The organism is Streptococcus sp. S784/96/1 (genome assembly GCF_902729355.1).
Lineage (GTDB): Bacteria > Bacillota > Bacilli > Lactobacillales > Streptococcaceae > Streptococcus > Streptococcus caledonicus.
This window is the reverse complement of the sequence record NZ_CACVCC010000007.1, coordinates 27,950-42,553: the sequence shown is the minus strand read 5'-3', so window position 1 is coordinate 42,553 and position 14,604 is coordinate 27,950. Positions and strand designations below refer to the sequence as shown.

Annotated in this window: 13 protein-coding genes; 11 read left to right on the top strand and 2 right to left on the bottom strand. The window is 40.4% G+C overall.

Going from position 1 to position 14,604, the window contains the following annotated elements; translation table 11 throughout:
- Positions 1 to 6 precede the first annotated feature (6 nt).
- The 9 genes from GZ996_RS03790 to GZ996_RS03750 are packed head-to-tail and all read left to right on the top strand — an operon-like array spanning position 7 to position 8,406.
- Positions 7 to 330, top strand: a complete 324-nt coding sequence (locus tag GZ996_RS03790) for a hypothetical protein (RefSeq protein ID WP_156806181.1) — start codon at positions 7 to 9, stop codon at positions 328 to 330.
- On the top strand, positions 317 to 2,248 hold the full coding sequence (locus tag GZ996_RS03785) for a V-type ATP synthase subunit I (protein WP_162011358.1): 1,932 nt from the start codon (positions 317 to 319) through the stop codon (positions 2,246 to 2,248). The genes GZ996_RS03790 and GZ996_RS03785 overlap by 14 nt, the downstream gene beginning before the upstream one ends.
- A 4-nt stretch (positions 2,249 to 2,252) precedes the next feature.
- Positions 2,253 to 2,726: a V-type ATP synthase subunit K gene (locus GZ996_RS03780; protein WP_156806179.1), complete on the top strand. Its 474-nt coding sequence runs from the start codon at positions 2,253 to 2,255 to the stop codon at positions 2,724 to 2,726.
- A gap of 10 nt (positions 2,727 to 2,736) precedes the next feature.
- Positions 2,737 to 3,288: a hypothetical protein gene (locus GZ996_RS03775; protein WP_156806178.1), complete on the top strand. Its 552-nt coding sequence runs from the start codon at positions 2,737 to 2,739 to the stop codon at positions 3,286 to 3,288.
- A 13-nt stretch (positions 3,289 to 3,301) separates the two neighbouring features.
- Complete coding sequence (locus tag GZ996_RS03770; RefSeq protein ID WP_156806177.1) at positions 3,302 to 4,285, top strand: V-type ATPase subunit; 984 nt, start codon at positions 3,302 to 3,304, stop codon at positions 4,283 to 4,285.
- Entirely contained in the window at positions 4,275 to 4,586 is a 312-nt protein-coding gene (locus tag GZ996_RS03765; RefSeq protein ID WP_162011357.1) for a V-type ATP synthase subunit F, read from the top strand. Before GZ996_RS03770 ends, GZ996_RS03765 begins: the two co-directional genes overlap by 11 nt.
- A 38-nt stretch (positions 4,587 to 4,624) precedes the next feature.
- Positions 4,625 to 6,409 (top strand): V-type ATP synthase subunit A, encoded by a 1,785-nt coding sequence (locus GZ996_RS03760; protein ID WP_162011356.1) that lies wholly within the window; start codon positions 4,625 to 4,627, stop codon positions 6,407 to 6,409.
- Entirely contained in the window at positions 6,396 to 7,781 is a 1,386-nt protein-coding gene (locus GZ996_RS03755; protein WP_156806174.1) for a V-type ATP synthase subunit B, read from the top strand. Before GZ996_RS03760 ends, GZ996_RS03755 begins: the two co-directional genes overlap by 14 nt.
- A 4-nt stretch (positions 7,782 to 7,785) precedes the next feature.
- Positions 7,786 to 8,406 carry a V-type ATP synthase subunit D gene (locus GZ996_RS03750; RefSeq protein ID WP_162011355.1) on the top strand — a complete coding sequence of 207 codons (621 nt, stop codon included), beginning with the start codon at positions 7,786 to 7,788 and terminating at the stop codon, positions 8,404 to 8,406.
- 42 nt (positions 8,407 to 8,448) lie between these two features.
- Here GZ996_RS03750 and GZ996_RS03745 read toward each other — a convergent pair whose 3' ends face one another.
- On the bottom strand, positions 8,449 to 8,592 hold the full coding sequence (locus tag GZ996_RS03745) for a hypothetical protein (RefSeq protein WP_162011354.1): 144 nt from the start codon (positions 8,590 to 8,592) through the stop codon (positions 8,449 to 8,451).
- 185 nt (positions 8,593 to 8,777) lie between these two features.
- Between GZ996_RS03745 and GZ996_RS03740 the strand changes: the two genes are divergently transcribed.
- A complete protein-coding gene (locus GZ996_RS03740) occupies positions 8,778 to 10,892 on the top strand; it encodes an LPXTG cell wall anchor domain-containing protein (RefSeq protein ID WP_162011353.1) in 2,115 nt (704 codons plus the stop codon).
- Between the two features lie 230 nt (positions 10,893 to 11,122).
- Here the strand turns inward: GZ996_RS03740 and GZ996_RS03735 are convergent, their stop codons facing one another.
- Positions 11,123 to 11,308 carry a type II toxin-antitoxin system RelE family toxin gene (locus tag GZ996_RS03735; RefSeq protein ID WP_161978969.1) on the bottom strand — a complete coding sequence of 62 codons (186 nt, stop codon included), beginning with the start codon at positions 11,306 to 11,308 and terminating at the stop codon, positions 11,123 to 11,125.
- A gap of 357 nt (positions 11,309 to 11,665) precedes the next feature.
- Here GZ996_RS03735 and adhE point away from each other — a divergent pair, with 357 nt between their 5' ends.
- Entirely contained in the window at positions 11,666 to 14,314 is a 2,649-nt protein-coding gene (gene adhE, locus GZ996_RS03730; RefSeq protein ID WP_156806169.1) for a bifunctional acetaldehyde-CoA/alcohol dehydrogenase, read from the top strand.
- Positions 14,315 to 14,604: the final 290 nt, after the last annotated feature.

The following is a 14,604-nucleotide window of genomic DNA, read 5'->3' as shown; positions in this document are numbered from 1 at the left end:
TGGACTATGAGTCTTGCATCACAAGCTATTTTAGAGGTCGAAGGAAAAATTTCAGATCGTCTAAGAGAGCATGAGGAGGCAATTTCAGCCCTTAGTCACAAGACAGACCAAGATTTAGCAGCTGCGGCAGAAGCTAGTGGCAAAGCGATTTTAGCATATCAAAAAGCTAAAGAGTCTCAGTTGACTGGCGAAATTGCCCAAAAAGAAACGGCATCTCAGCAACAGATTTCAGAAGAAGTTGCGAGATTAACAGATAAGGTTGCTCAGAAAGAAGCTGAGCTTATTGCTAGCATTTTAGAGGAGGTAAAGACGCGGTATGGCGGTATCTAAAATGCAAAAACTTCTCATTCTGACGGATTATCAGACGAGAGGTGAACTTTTAAAATCCGTCCAAGAATTTCAAGCTTTCGAGCCGGCTGCGGTAGAGGATATGCGTTATGGGGACAATACATTGAGTGAGTTAACAACTCAAATACAGTCCCTGGAGACAGAATTAGCTCAAGTAGCGCAGGCTCAGACTTATTTGAAAGCTGTCACCCCTAAAAAAATTTGGAGTGACCGTTTCCATTTAACTGCACAAGCTTTTGCCAAAAAAATGACAGAGGTAAGAGAACGTGACCTTTTAGGACAAGTTCTGGCTCTTCAGCAAAAGGAAAATTTACTACAGAAGCAATTGGCGGATTTGGATGAAAATATCGAGCTTGCTAATAAGTGGAAGACACTTTCCTTTTTGAAAAAAGATCGCAGAGCATTGAAGGCAACTTATGCTATCATAGGGACCTTGCCTGAGGATCCCAATCAAGAAAAGCTAAATCAACTTTTGGCGCGTGACGATTTCTATGTGGAGCGTCTGTTTCAAAATGATTTAGAACAAGGATTGGTGGTTTATGCGGATCGTTCTGCTAAGCATGAGCTCAAGGAGTTTTTGGACACTCTTCACTTTGATCAGTTTGATTTTCCGTTTGGAAAATTACCTGCCGAGCAATTGGAAGATTTCAAGATTGAGCGTTCTGAATTATTAGCTGAACAAAAAGCAGGTGCTGCTAGATTAAAGGCTCTCAGTCAAGATTATGCAGATTTGATGTTCTTAGAAGAAGACCTTTACAATCAAAAAGAACGCCTTCGTGCAGAGCAATTATTGGCATCTGGTCAAGAATTGGTTGGTTTATCTGGATGGGTCAGAGAAGATGATATCTCTCACTTGAAAGAGCTGTTAGCAGAGACTTTGCCGGAAGGCACTTACATCAGTTTGGTTGATGATACTGAGGTTTCTGAACAAGAGATCCCAACGCAATTAGTCAATCATCCGCTTGTTGAACCTTTCGAAGCATTAACTGAGATGTATAGTCTGCCTAAGTATTCTGAGGTTGACCCAACGCCTCTTTTGGCTCCGTTTTATGCGGTATTCTTTGGAATGATGGCTGCTGATGTGGGATATGGTTTATTATTATGGTTCGGAACCTGGTATTTGTTGAATAAGACAAAAGCGTCTAAAAGTGCGAGAAAGAACTATAAACTGTTTCACATTTTATCCTATCCAACTATTTTATGGGGGCTTTTCTTTGGTTCCTTCTTTGGAATAGAATTACCTTTCCATGTGCTATCAACGACGACAGATGTTATTTCAATTTTAGTATTGTCAGTAGTCTTTGGTTTGGTGCAGTTACTGTTTGGTTTGGCAGTCAATACACAGTTACAACTCAAAGCTAAGGATTACCCTTCTGCGATTTCAGATGGTCTGGGTTGGATTGGATTACTGGTTGGTGTGATTTTACTAGTCCTACAGAACTTTACAGGACAAGCTGTACTGGGAGATATTGCTAAATGGTTAATCATTCTTAACGTGGCTATGATTATCCTTGGAACAGCAGTAGGTAGTAAGAATAAACTACTAGGTATTGGTTCAGGATTGTACAAATTATACGGCGCAACTTCTTATATCGGAGATATTGCTAGCTATACTCGTTTGATGGCCCTCAGTGTGTCTGGAGCAAGTATTGCGGCTTCCTTTAATATGGTGGTTGGTCTATTGCCACCTGTAGCACGCTTTACAGCAGGCATTCCTCTGATTATTGCTTTACAAATGCTCAATATGGGAATGTCCTTCCTAGGTGCATATGTGCATGCTATCCGCTTACAATTTGTAGAATTCTTTGGTAAATTCTACGAAGGTGGTGGTCATGCCTTTAAACCTCTTAAAACTTACGAAAAATATACCGATTTAAAAACAAGAAAAATGGAGAAATAAACTCATGAAAGACTTTTTAGAATTTTTAACTTCTGCAAATGGCGGAACAATGATGGCGGCAGCTGGTATGGCATTCTCAATGATTATGGCTGGTACTGGTTCTGCGAAAGGAACTGGTATGACTGGTGAAGCAGCAGCAGCACTTGCAAAAGAACAACCTGAAAAATTTGGTAAATCATTGGTACTTCAATTGTTGCCAGGTACGCAAGGTTTTTACGGTATGATCATTTCATTGATGATTTTTGGTCAAATGGGCAGCGGTCTTGATTTCCAAACCGGGGCAAAATTATTGGCAGCTGGTTTGACAATGGGATTCACTGGTCTAACTTCAGGTATTGCTCAAGGTCGCGTTGCAACAGCTGGTATTCAAATCTTAGCTAAAAATGAAGAGCACTTCATGAAAGGTGCTATCTACGCAGGGATGGTTGAAATGTACGCTATCCTAGGCCTTGTTATTGCCCTCATGATGATTATCTAAGGGTGAGCCTATGACAGAATTACAGGAATTTACGGCTAATATTTTAGCCCGTAAAGAGGAAGAATTGTCGCTTTTATTAGAAAAAGCAACAGCTGATGAGAAGGCAAGACTAGAAGCAGGTTTGATGGCTATTTCTGAAAAAGAAAGAGCAGAAAAAGCAAAGCTAGATAGTAAATTTGCCTTAGAAACGGCAACGGCCTTGCAAGGTATTGACAATAAAAGTCGTAATGCCATTCTTTCAAATCGACAAGAGCAGTTGCGTAGCTTATTTGACAAGGCCTATCAAGCCATGGCAAATTGGGACAGCCAAACTTTTAACAGCTTCTTACAAGGCGTCTTGGAACAGTTGGATAAACGTAAACACTACAGTTTACAGCTAGGTGAACAGAGTCAACATGACTTAAACCTGCCATCTCATGTGAGTTTGAATGCAGAAAATATTCCAAACGAAGCAGGTTTTGTTCTTGAAGCTGATGGTGTGCGTTACAATTACCTTTTCCGTGCCCTTTTAACTGATTTGACCCAAGACATGATGGGACGTTTGTCACGTCAACTTGGATAGCAAGGAGGTTGCTATGCTAGATATTGACTATGCAAGTATCAATACGGCTGTCCGTATTCGTGAAAAGGAATTATTGAGTCGAGATACCTTTGAAAGTCTGCTAAAGGCTAAAGACTTCGTTCAAGCTCAGCAACTGTTGAAATCAACTCAATACCATGATCTTACTGAGGATTTTGAACCGCTATTAATGGCAGAGTTGGCTAAAACATCTGAATTTGTGACAGAACAAGTTGAAGATGCCCCAGTAGCTCAGATTTTTTCTCTGATTTATACTTATCATAATCTAAAAGTACTTTTGAAAAATCATTTAGCAGGTTTGGAGTTAACAGATCTCCTCTTACCTATGGGGGGGTATCCTATTGATGAGTTGAGAAATCTAGTCAAGACAGAACAATCTGAAACCTTACCAGAACTCTTGGTACAAGCGGTGCAGGATACCTGTCAAGATTATCGTGAGTATGGACGACTAGAAAGTGTTGATATCCTTCTTGACCGTCGTTACTTCAAACACTTGGTAGCAGTTGCGCGCGAGTTAGATGACTCAGTTATTCTTAACATGGTACAGGCTTGGGTTGATCTTTATAATTTGAATTGTATTTTCCGCTTGCGGGATAAAAAGCTGTCGCGAGCCTTTCTGATAACTGTTTTATCAAATGAAGGTCAACTTAATCAACTAGAACTCATTGGGCTAGCGCAAGCCAATCGGTACGAAGAGATTCTTAACTTGTTGAATGAAACAGCCTATGCTGGTGCTCTAGCAGGTATGATTGATCAAAATGGAAACTTAAATTTATCGCTCGAACTGGCACGTGATCGTGTATCACATGTCTATTTGGATGAGGCTCGCTTTGAAGCCTTTGGCTATTTACCATTATTAGCCTATCACTATTACAAGGAAATGGAAGTCAAAAATCTTCGCCTCATCTTAACAGGCAAGGTAAACCATTTTGACCAAGCTATGCTGAGAGAAAGGATGAGACCGATTTATGACTTATAAGATTGCTGTTGTCGGTGATAAAGACTCGATTCTCCCTTTCAAGATGATTGGCTTTGATATTTTTGATGCGAAAACAAGCCGAGTGGCTCGCCAAACGATTGACCAATTGGCTCAGGATAATTATGGGATTATTTATGTGACAGAAAGTCTGGCTCAAGAAATCCCTGAAACGTTAGAGTGCTACCGCAGTCAGGCAGTGCCTGCAGTTATCCTAATTCCTAATCATAAAGGGAGTTTGGGGCTAGGTATGCAAAATATTCAAGATAATGTTGAAAAAGCCATTGGGCAGAATATTCTCTAGAAGATAAAACACGAAAAGATCTGATGAAAGGAGCTCGTGTGAAAACTGGAACAATTATAAAAGTATCTGGTCCGCTGGTCATGGCTAGTGGCATGGAAGATGCTAATATTCAAGATATTTGTAAGGTCGGAACTATTGGCCTTATTGGTGAAATCATTGAGATGCGTAAAGATGTCGCATCTATTCAGGTTTACGAAGAAACATCAGGAATTGGTCCTGGTGAGCCAGTTGTGACGACTGGTGAAGCTCTCTCAGTAGAGTTAGGACCTGGTATTCTCTCGCAGATGTTTGATGGAATTCAACGTCCTTTAGATACCTACCATGAAGAAACAAACAGTGACTTCCTTTTACGTGGTGTAGAAGTTAAGCCTCTAAGCCGACAAAAAGTATGGCATTTTGCCCCAACAGTTACAGTTGGTGACAAGGTGGTTGCTGGAGATATTGTCGGAACGGTTCAAGAAACCTCTGTTATTGAGCACCGCATTATGGTACCTTTCGGTAAAGAAGGGGTTGTTAAATCTATCAAAGAAGGTGACTACACCTTAGATGATACGGTTTATGTTCTTGAAACAGCGACTGGCGAAGAAAGCTTTACCTTGATGCAAAAATGGCCAGTTCGTCGTGGTCGTCCATTTGCTCAAAAATTAAATCCAAGAGAACCGATGTTGACTGGTCAACGTGTCATTGACACTTTCTTCCCAGTTGCTAAGGGTGGTGGAGCTGCGGTACCTGGACCATTTGGGGCTGGTAAAACTGTTGTGCAACACCAAGTGGCGAAATGGTCTGACGTGGACATCGTCGTTTACGTTGGTTGTGGGGAACGTGGAAATGAAATGACTGACGTTTTGAATGAGTTCCCAGAATTGATTGACCCAAATACTGGCCAGTCATTGATGAACCGCACCATTTTGATTGCTAATACGTCTAACATGCCCGTAGCGGCACGTGAGGCCTCTATTTATACAGGTATCACCATTGCAGAATACTTCCGTGACATGGGTTACAATGTTGCGATCATGGCTGACTCTACCTCTCGTTGGGCAGAGGCGCTCCGTGAAATGTCAGGGCGTTTGGAAGAAATGCCTGGTGACGAAGGATATCCAGCTTATCTTGGTAGCCGTATTGCAGAATACTATGAGCGTGCGGGTAAAGTCATTTCACTTGGTAGCACAGGGCGTGAAGGGTCTGTTACAGCTATTGGTGCAGTATCACCTCCTGGAGGAGATATTTCTGAGCCTGTTACGCAAAATACGCTTCGTATCGTTAAAGTGTTCTGGGGATTGGATGCTCTCTTGGCACAAAAACGTCACTTCCCATCAATGAACTGGTTGTCATCTTATTCACTTTATTCAGATGAAATTGGTAAATACCTCAATGAAAAATTGGGAACAAACTGGTCTGAGAAAGTAACGCATGCCATGAAAACTCTTCAAGAAGAGTCAGAATTGGAAGAAATCGTGCGTTTGGTTGGTCTTGATTCCCTATCTGATAAGGACAAGATTACCATGTTGATTGCCCGTATGATCCGTGAGGACTATCTCCAACAAAATGCCTTTGATGAAGTGGATACCTTTACGTCTTATGCAAAACAATCACTCATGCTTGACTTGATTAGTACCTTTGAAAAAGAAGCGCGTAAAGCATTAGAGCTAGGTGCCTACTACAATGAAATTTTATCAGGGACAGTTGCTTTACGTGACCGTATTGCGCGTGCCAAGTATGTTGCTGAAAAAGACCTCGATCAATTAGAAGCTCTGCTATTGTCAATCCCAGAAGAGCTTAAAGCGATTGTGGCGAAAGGAGGAATGACTGCCAATGATTAAAGAATACAAAACGGTCAGCGAAGTTGTCGGCCCTCTGATGATGGTTGAGGGTGTTGAAGGCATCAAGTTTGATGAGCTAGTTGATATTCAAACCCAAGATGGCTCAACCCGTCGCGGTCAAGTCTTGGAAGTTCAAGAAGACAAGGCTGTTGTGCAGCTCTTTGAAAGTGCCGCAGGAATTAACTTGCGTGATACGAAAGTTCGTTTCCGTGGTAAACCGCTAGAACTTGCGGTGTCAGAAGACATGCTTGGACGTGTCTTTGATGGAATGGGTAAGGTCAAGGATGGTGGTCCAGAGATTTTGGCAGAGCAAAGCCTTGATATCAATGGCCAAGCGATTAACCCAATCCGTCGTGACTACCCAGATGAATTTATCCAAACAGGTATCTCAGCCATTGACCATTTGAACACGCTCGTGCGTGGTCAGAAATTGCCAGTGTTCTCTGGCTCAGGTCTGCCTCATAAGGAATTAGCTGCTCAGATTGCCCGTCAAGCGACTGTACTTAACTCAGATGAGAAATTTGCCGTTGTCTTTGCAGCAATGGGGATTACCTTTGAAGAAGCGGAATATTTCATGGAAGACTTCCGTAAGACAGGTGCCATTGAGCGTTCAGTCATGTTTATCAACTTAGCTAACGACCCAGCGATTGAGCGTATTGCCACACCAAAAATGGCCTTGACGACAGCCGAGTATTTGGCTTATGAAAAAGACATGCACGTTTTGGTTATCATGACAGACATGACCAACTACTGTGAAGCCCTTCGTGAGGTCTCAGCAGCTCGTCGTGAGGTACCAGGTCGTCGTGGTTACCCAGGTTACTTATACACGAACTTGTCAACCCTTTACGAGCGTGCGGGACGTTTGGTTGGTAAAAAAGGGTCTGTGACTCAGATTCCAATCCTGACCATGCCAGAGGATGATATCACCCACCCAATTCCTGACTTGACTGGTTATATTACAGAAGGTCAGATTATCTTGGCGCGTGACTTGTATAATGCTGGTTACAAACCACCAATCAATGTGTTGCCGTCTCTTTCTCGTCTGAAAGATAAGGGAACGGGTGAAGGCAAGACGCGTGCTGACCATGCAGCAACCATGAACCAACTCTTTGCAGCTTATGCCCAAGGGAAGCAGGTTAAAGAATTGGCAGTCGTTCTTGGAGAGTCAGCCCTCTCTGAAACGGATAAATTGTATGTGAAATTCACGACCCGTTTTGAGGAAGAATACATTAACCAAGGCTTCTACACCAATCGTAGCATCATTGACAGTTTGACCCTAGGATGGGAACTCTTGTCAATCTTGCCACGAACAGAGTTGAAACGGATTAAGGATGACATGCTAGACGAATACCTTCCAAAAACGGAGGGCTAGTCCTATGGCAAGACTTAATGTAAAACCGACCCGTATGGAGCTGTCAGTCCTTAAAAAACGATTGAAAACCTCTACCCGTGGTCACAAATTACTCAAGGATAAGCAAGATGAACTCATGCGTCGCTTTATTGACTTGATTAAGCAAAATAACCTCTTACGTCAGTCGGTTGAAGAGCGGCTAACGCGTGCGATGCAGGCCTTCGTCCTTGCCAAGTCAATCCTGTCAGAAAGTTTCATTGAGGAATCCTTTGCCTTGCCAACACAGGCTGTCAATTTACAGATTGATCAGAAAAACATCATGTCAGTCGATGTGCCTCAGCTTCACGTCCAGTTACCTGAGAAGACAAGTGAGTTTCAATACGGTTTCTTAAACTCCAATAGTGAGATGGATGATGCCATTGATACCTTCCAAACCATCAGCCAGGATTTGTTAGAATTGACTGAGATTGAGAAAACCTGTCAGCTCTTGGCAGATGAAATTGAAAAAACCCGTCGTCGTGTCAATGCCTTGGAACACATGATTATTCCTCAGCTACAAGAGACGATTGATTATATCCAGATGAAACTGGAAGAAAATGAACGGAGTAACATTATCCGTATGATGAAAGTCAAAGACATCCAGTAAAGAAATATCAGTCTCAAACGTAAGAGAGTGGGGCAACATTCGTTAAATCGTCAAAAAATGACGATGTCGATTGTCCTCGCTCTCTGTTTTTTTATGCTCAGGCTGAAATTGTCCAGTAGACGATTCGGTCGAACACTTGAAAATGAAGAAGAGACCATTTCCAAGGCCTTCAATTAACCACTGCATGATATTGTCTTTAGTTTATAATTCAAGAGGGCAGAAGGCTTTTTTCCAAGCCGCTTTTTCTTTAGTCATTCCTTGCTTAGTACGTTTTACTAAAAAAAGTAGACGAAAAACAGATTTTAGGTAGGTGGCTAATAGGATAATAAACTATAATTTAGCTATTAAACAGCGAAAGAAGGTTTTTTTCTATGCGATCACGCAAATTAACAAAACTGTGTCAAGTGACCTTGACAGCAGCCCTGCTAGCAGGCACCATATCAACAACCCCTGTTTGGGCTAAAGAAGCAGCGGCTCAGAGATTGGGGAAAGTCCTTATTAAAGGTAAAAAGTTTGAGGATGAAGAAGTTAAAAAAGTTCTTCAAGAGTTTACTCTTGAGGAGTTGAGAATCGCGGCTAAGGAGCCGAACGGGCTTAATTTTTTTGTAGAAAGTGATGATGCTGCTAGAGCGCGATTATTTAGTCTTCTTCTGAAAGAAATCGCAGGGCGTGACCTTCATGAAGGAAGAAGAAATGATGAAGATTTACTTCTTAAGGAATTAAATGAAGAACAAGAAAAAAATAAGATGTTGACAAATGCTCTGGAAAATCAATTGGAGGAGTTCAAAGAAAGTCAAAAAGATTTTTTACAAAAACTTGATGGATTGAGTCAAGAAAATGAAAAGTTGCAACATGAAAAAAGAGATTTGGAATCTAAACTTTCAGGAACAGAGACTGGTCAAGAGAATCAGAGGATGAAAGAGGAACTGAGAGAGCTTAGGACTAAGTTGCAAGAAAATGAGGAGGAGATAAGACAATTAAATGATGAAGTGAATAAACAACGAGAAGACCAAGAAAAATCTAATACCGAAGTCAAACGTCTTCAAGACGAGAAAACTAACCTCAGTCATGAGAAGCAAAAACTGGAGTCTGATAAGGACAAACTCGAGAAACGCGTTCAAGCCATTGGTGATGAAAAACAAGCACTTCAAGAAGAACATAGAGAAGCTCTAACACAATTAGAAACTTTGAAAGAGCAAAAAGAGGACTTAGAACTCCAAAAAAATAATCAAGCAAAAGTAATAGATACTTTAGAAACACAGAAGAAGATTTTAGAAGATTCTCTAAAAACTAAGCCTGAAGGGAATGTTCAACTTGAAAACATGAAGCTTAAAGAAGAGCAAGAGCGCTTAAGTGCAGAACTTGCCAAAGAAAAAGCAAAACAAGAAGAGCTGGATAAAAAACTAACCGATAGTCAGACAGAAATCGGCAAGAAATCAGCAGAAGTAGAAGCTTTGAGACAAAGCGAGCAAGCCTTATCAGCTGAAAAAGCTGACTTGGAAGCTAAGCAAGCTCAGTTAGAGGCTGATAAAGCTAAGTTAGAAGGCACAGTGAAGTCACTTGAAGAACAGTTGGCTAACCAGCCAAAAGAGCAGCTGCCTAAAGAAGATCAGCAAAAATTTAAGGACTTGCAGAAACAACTAACAGACTTAGAGGGTCAAAACAAAGAATTGATGACGCAAAAGTCTAATTTGGAAAAACAACTGCAATCTAAAGAGGCAGAACTTGCTGCACAAAAAGCAGATTTAGAACGTCGCTTGTCTGAAAACCAAGGCAAATTAAAGGACTTACAGTCAGAGCGTGATCAATTAGCGAAATCGCTTCAAGATTCCCAAGATGCTGTAAAACAATTAGAAGAAAAACTGTCTGAGTTAACCAAGAAAAATCTTGACCTCAAGAAGAGCTTATCAGAGGCGCAAGCCAATGGGCAAGAGCTACAAGCTGAAAAAGACCGATTGACTAAAGAACTAGAAAAATCAGAAGCTCTAGTTGCTGAGTTGAAAGCAAAACTTGCTGAGTTGAAAAAACCAAGTGATATGATGGAGCAACCTAAAGCTGAGCAACCGCAAGTACCAAAATCTGAAGGTGAAAAACCAAAAGAAAAAGAAGAGCAAATTAAACCAATCTTGCCTGTCGAGCCTGAAAAACAGCCTAAGTCAGACGAGAAAAAGACTGATAAAGTTGATCCTTTAATCAATGATGATAAACCACGTTTTGAGCCTAATAAAGACATGCCAAAACCTAAGAAAAACACAAATACGATTACTCCTACCACCAAATCAAGCGACAAGCAACGCGTGGCTAAGCCAGTTGCTCAAGCAGCACCAGCAGCTAAAACAGCAGAAAAAGAGCAGAAGAAACAGTTACCAAACACCGGTACTGCTTCAACTGACCTTCTGCAATACCTTGGTTTGTTGACTGGATTCACAGGGCTCTTTGCTTATTCAAGAAAAAGAAAAAAGCAAAACGCAAACCTTGAACAATAGGTGATAAAGACAATAAAACCGAGCTGGGAACAGCTCGGTTTTATTATCAGATTTTTCGATAAATACTGTTAAATGACAAAAGATTACAAAAATCAATTTACCACCCTTCTTGTTAAATAAAATAAAAAAAGACTGCGTCCTGTGTAATACAGAATACAGTCCTTAGCCTCAATTAATTATTAAACTTTTTTGGGTAGTACATCGCTGTTTTTTAGTTACTAATTTTTCTGTTAGATTCTGCGATAAATACTAGAACGATGTCCAACATGTAGATTAGTTATTACAAAATCATTATTTTCAATTTTTGCAATAACACGATAATTTGAAACTCGGAAACGAACATAGCCTGCCAGTCGTCCTGAAAGTTGCTTACCAGAAACTGTTGGAAAGTCCACATCATGAAGATGCTTCTCTATCCAAGTGTGTGTAAGTAGGCGTAGCCGAGAAAATTACCGGCAAGAGAAATGTTGATTCTATCAGCATATCACGGAACGTGATATCAGTTTCCCTTATGCTCTTTTCTAACACAACACACCCCAGAAGGCATTAGCCACAGTAGTGTGTGTTTGTGTGTGGAAAAACTGCAAAAGTGTGTAATACAGAATTCATGATGTTAAATATCAGAAAATTTAAAAGCTTTCAACGAAAAATCAACACAAATTTCAAAATTTTTCAAAAAACCTTGTGAAACTATTTACAAAGTTAAAATATATGCTATAATGAAATTACACTATAAATGTGAAAAAAATAACAATGTTTTTTAAGGAGACAACATGGCGGAAAAAACAGTAACCCCAGAAGAAAAGTTAGCAGCAGCTCAAGCACACGTTGATGGTCTTGTTCAAAAAGGTCTCGAAGCTCTTGAAGAGTTCCGTAAACTGAATCAAGAACAAGTGGACTACATTGTTGCCAAAGCTTCAGTAGCAGCCTTGGATGCTCATGGTATCCTCGCAGAACATGCCGTTCGTGAAACAGGGCGTGGTGTTTTTGAAGACAAAGCAACGAAAAACTTATTTGCATGTGAACATGTTGTAAACAATATGCGTCATCAAAAAACAGTTGGCATTATTGAAGAGGATGACGTGACAGGTTTAACATTGATTGCAGAACCTGTAGGAGTTGTATGTGGTATCACGCCAACAACTAACCCAACATCAACTGCGATTTTTAAATCATTGATTGCATTGAAAACTCGTAATCCAATTGTTTTTGCTTTCCACCCATCAGCGCAAGAATCATCAGCTCATGCAGCACAGATTGTACGCGACGCAGCAATTGCAGCAGGAGCTCCAGAAAACTGTGTGCAATGGATTGAAAAACCGTCTCTTGAAGCAACAAATGCTTTGATGAATCATGATGGCATTGCAACAATCCTTGCAACCGGTGGTAATGCGATGGTTAAGGCGGCTTATTCATGTGGTAAACCTGCACTTGGGGTAGGAGCTGGTAATGTTCCTGCTTATGTTGAAAAATCAGCTAACATCCGTCAAGCGGCTCATGATATTGTGATGTCTAAATCATTTGATAACGGTATGGTTTGTGCTTCTGAACAAGCAGTTATCATTGATAAAGAAGTTTATGATGAGTTTATAGCAGAGTTCAAATCTTATCACACTTATTTTGTCAATAAAAAAGAAAAGGCTCTTCTTGAAGAATTTTGCTTTGGTGTCAAAGCTAAAAGTAAAAACTGTGCCGGAGCTAAATTAAATCCAGATATCGTTGGTAAGCCAGCAACTTGGATTGCAGAACAAGCAGGTTTCACCGTTCCAGAAGGAACAAATATTTTAGCAGCAGAATGTGCTGAAGTGGGTGAAAAAGAGCCATTGACTCGTGAAAAATTGTCACCAGTTATTGCAGTATTGAAAGCTGAATCAACAGAAGATGGTCTTGAAAAAGCACGTCAAATGGTTGAATTCCACGGTCTTGGTCACTCAGCTGCTATTCATACAAATGATGAAGCTCTTGCTAAAGAATTCGGAACACGTGTTCGTGCCATTCGTGTGATTTGGAACTCTCCGTCTACTTTTGGTGGTATTGGTGATGTTTACAATGCCTTCTTGCCATCCTTGACATTAGGCTGTGGATCATACGGCCGCAACTCAGTTGGTGACAACGTTAGTGCTGTCAATCTCTTGAATATCAAAAAAGTAGGAAGACGTAGAAATAATATGCAATGGTTTAAAGTTCCTTCAAAAACATACTTCGAACGTGACTCTATCCAATACCTTCAAAAATGTCGTGATGTTGAACGTGTGATGATTGTCACAGACAAATCAATGGTTGAATTTGGATTCTTAGACCGTATCCTTGAACAATTGCATCTGCGCCGCAATCATGTAACGTATCAAATCTTTGCAGAGGTTGAGCCAGATCCAGATATTACGACTGTTATGAAAGGTACTGAATTGATGCGTCAATTTAAACCAGATACAGTTATTGCCCTAGGTGGTGGTTCGCCAATGGACGCAGCGAAAGTAATGTGGCTCTTCTATGAACAACCAGAAGTTGACTTCCATGACTTAGTTCAAAAATTCATGGACATCCGTAAACGTGCCTTCAAATTCCCTGAACTTGGTAAGAAAACAAAATTCATTGCCATCCCAACAACGTCTGGTACTGGTTCAGAAGTAACACCATTTGCTGTTATTTCGGATAAGGCCAATAATCGTAAATACCCAATTGCTGATTACTCATTGACACCAACAATTGCGATTGTTGACCCAGCGCTTGTTATGACGGTCCCTGATTTTGTTGCTGCTGATACAGGTATGGATGTCTTGACACATGCGACAGAAGCTTATGTATCACAAATGGCCAATGACTTTACAGACGGTTTGGCACTTCAAGCAATTAAGATTGTATTTGAATACCTAGAAAGCTCTGTTAAGAATGCTGATTTTGAATCTCGTGAGAAAATGCATAATGCTTCAACTATGGCTGGTATGGCTTTTGCTAACGCATTTTTAGGTATTTCACACTCAATGGCACATAAAATTGGTGCTCGTTTCCACACGGTTCATGGTCGTACAAATGCTATTTTGTTACCATATGTTATTCGATACAATGGTACACGTCCTGCCAAAACTGCAACATGGCCTAAATATAATTACTACCGTGCTGATGAAAAATATCAAGATATTGCAAGAATGTTAGGCTTGCCAGCGTCTACACCAGAAGAAGCAGTTGCTTCTTATGCAAAAGCGGTATATGATCTTGGTTGTCGCCTTGGTATTAAAATGAACTTGCGTGATCAAGGAATTGATGAAAAAGAATTGAAGGAATATTCTCGTGAACTTGCTCTACTTGCTTATGAAGATCAATGTTCACCAGCAAACCCACGCCTTCCAATGGTGGATCATATGCAAGAAATTATTGAAGATGCTTACTATGGTTACGAAGAACGTCCAGGTCGTTTAAAATAGTATTATCAGAGAACTTTAGAAGAGAATGCTGTCATTGAAGAGCTTTCTCTTCTTTTTTGCATCAGGTCGATAATGTTAAATCTTCGGTGATGTTATGCTCAAAGGCTGTCTATATTTCAAAAATTAATATAATAATTACAATAAAACTAATGAGATATCATTTGGCTTCGATGCTACTAAGTCAATCTCTCCTATTTAGGAAATAGTCTAAAAACTTATTCTGATAAAATACATAACCAGTTAATTATATTTTCAGAAAAAAAACTGAAAATCATCTTGACTTTTTTTGT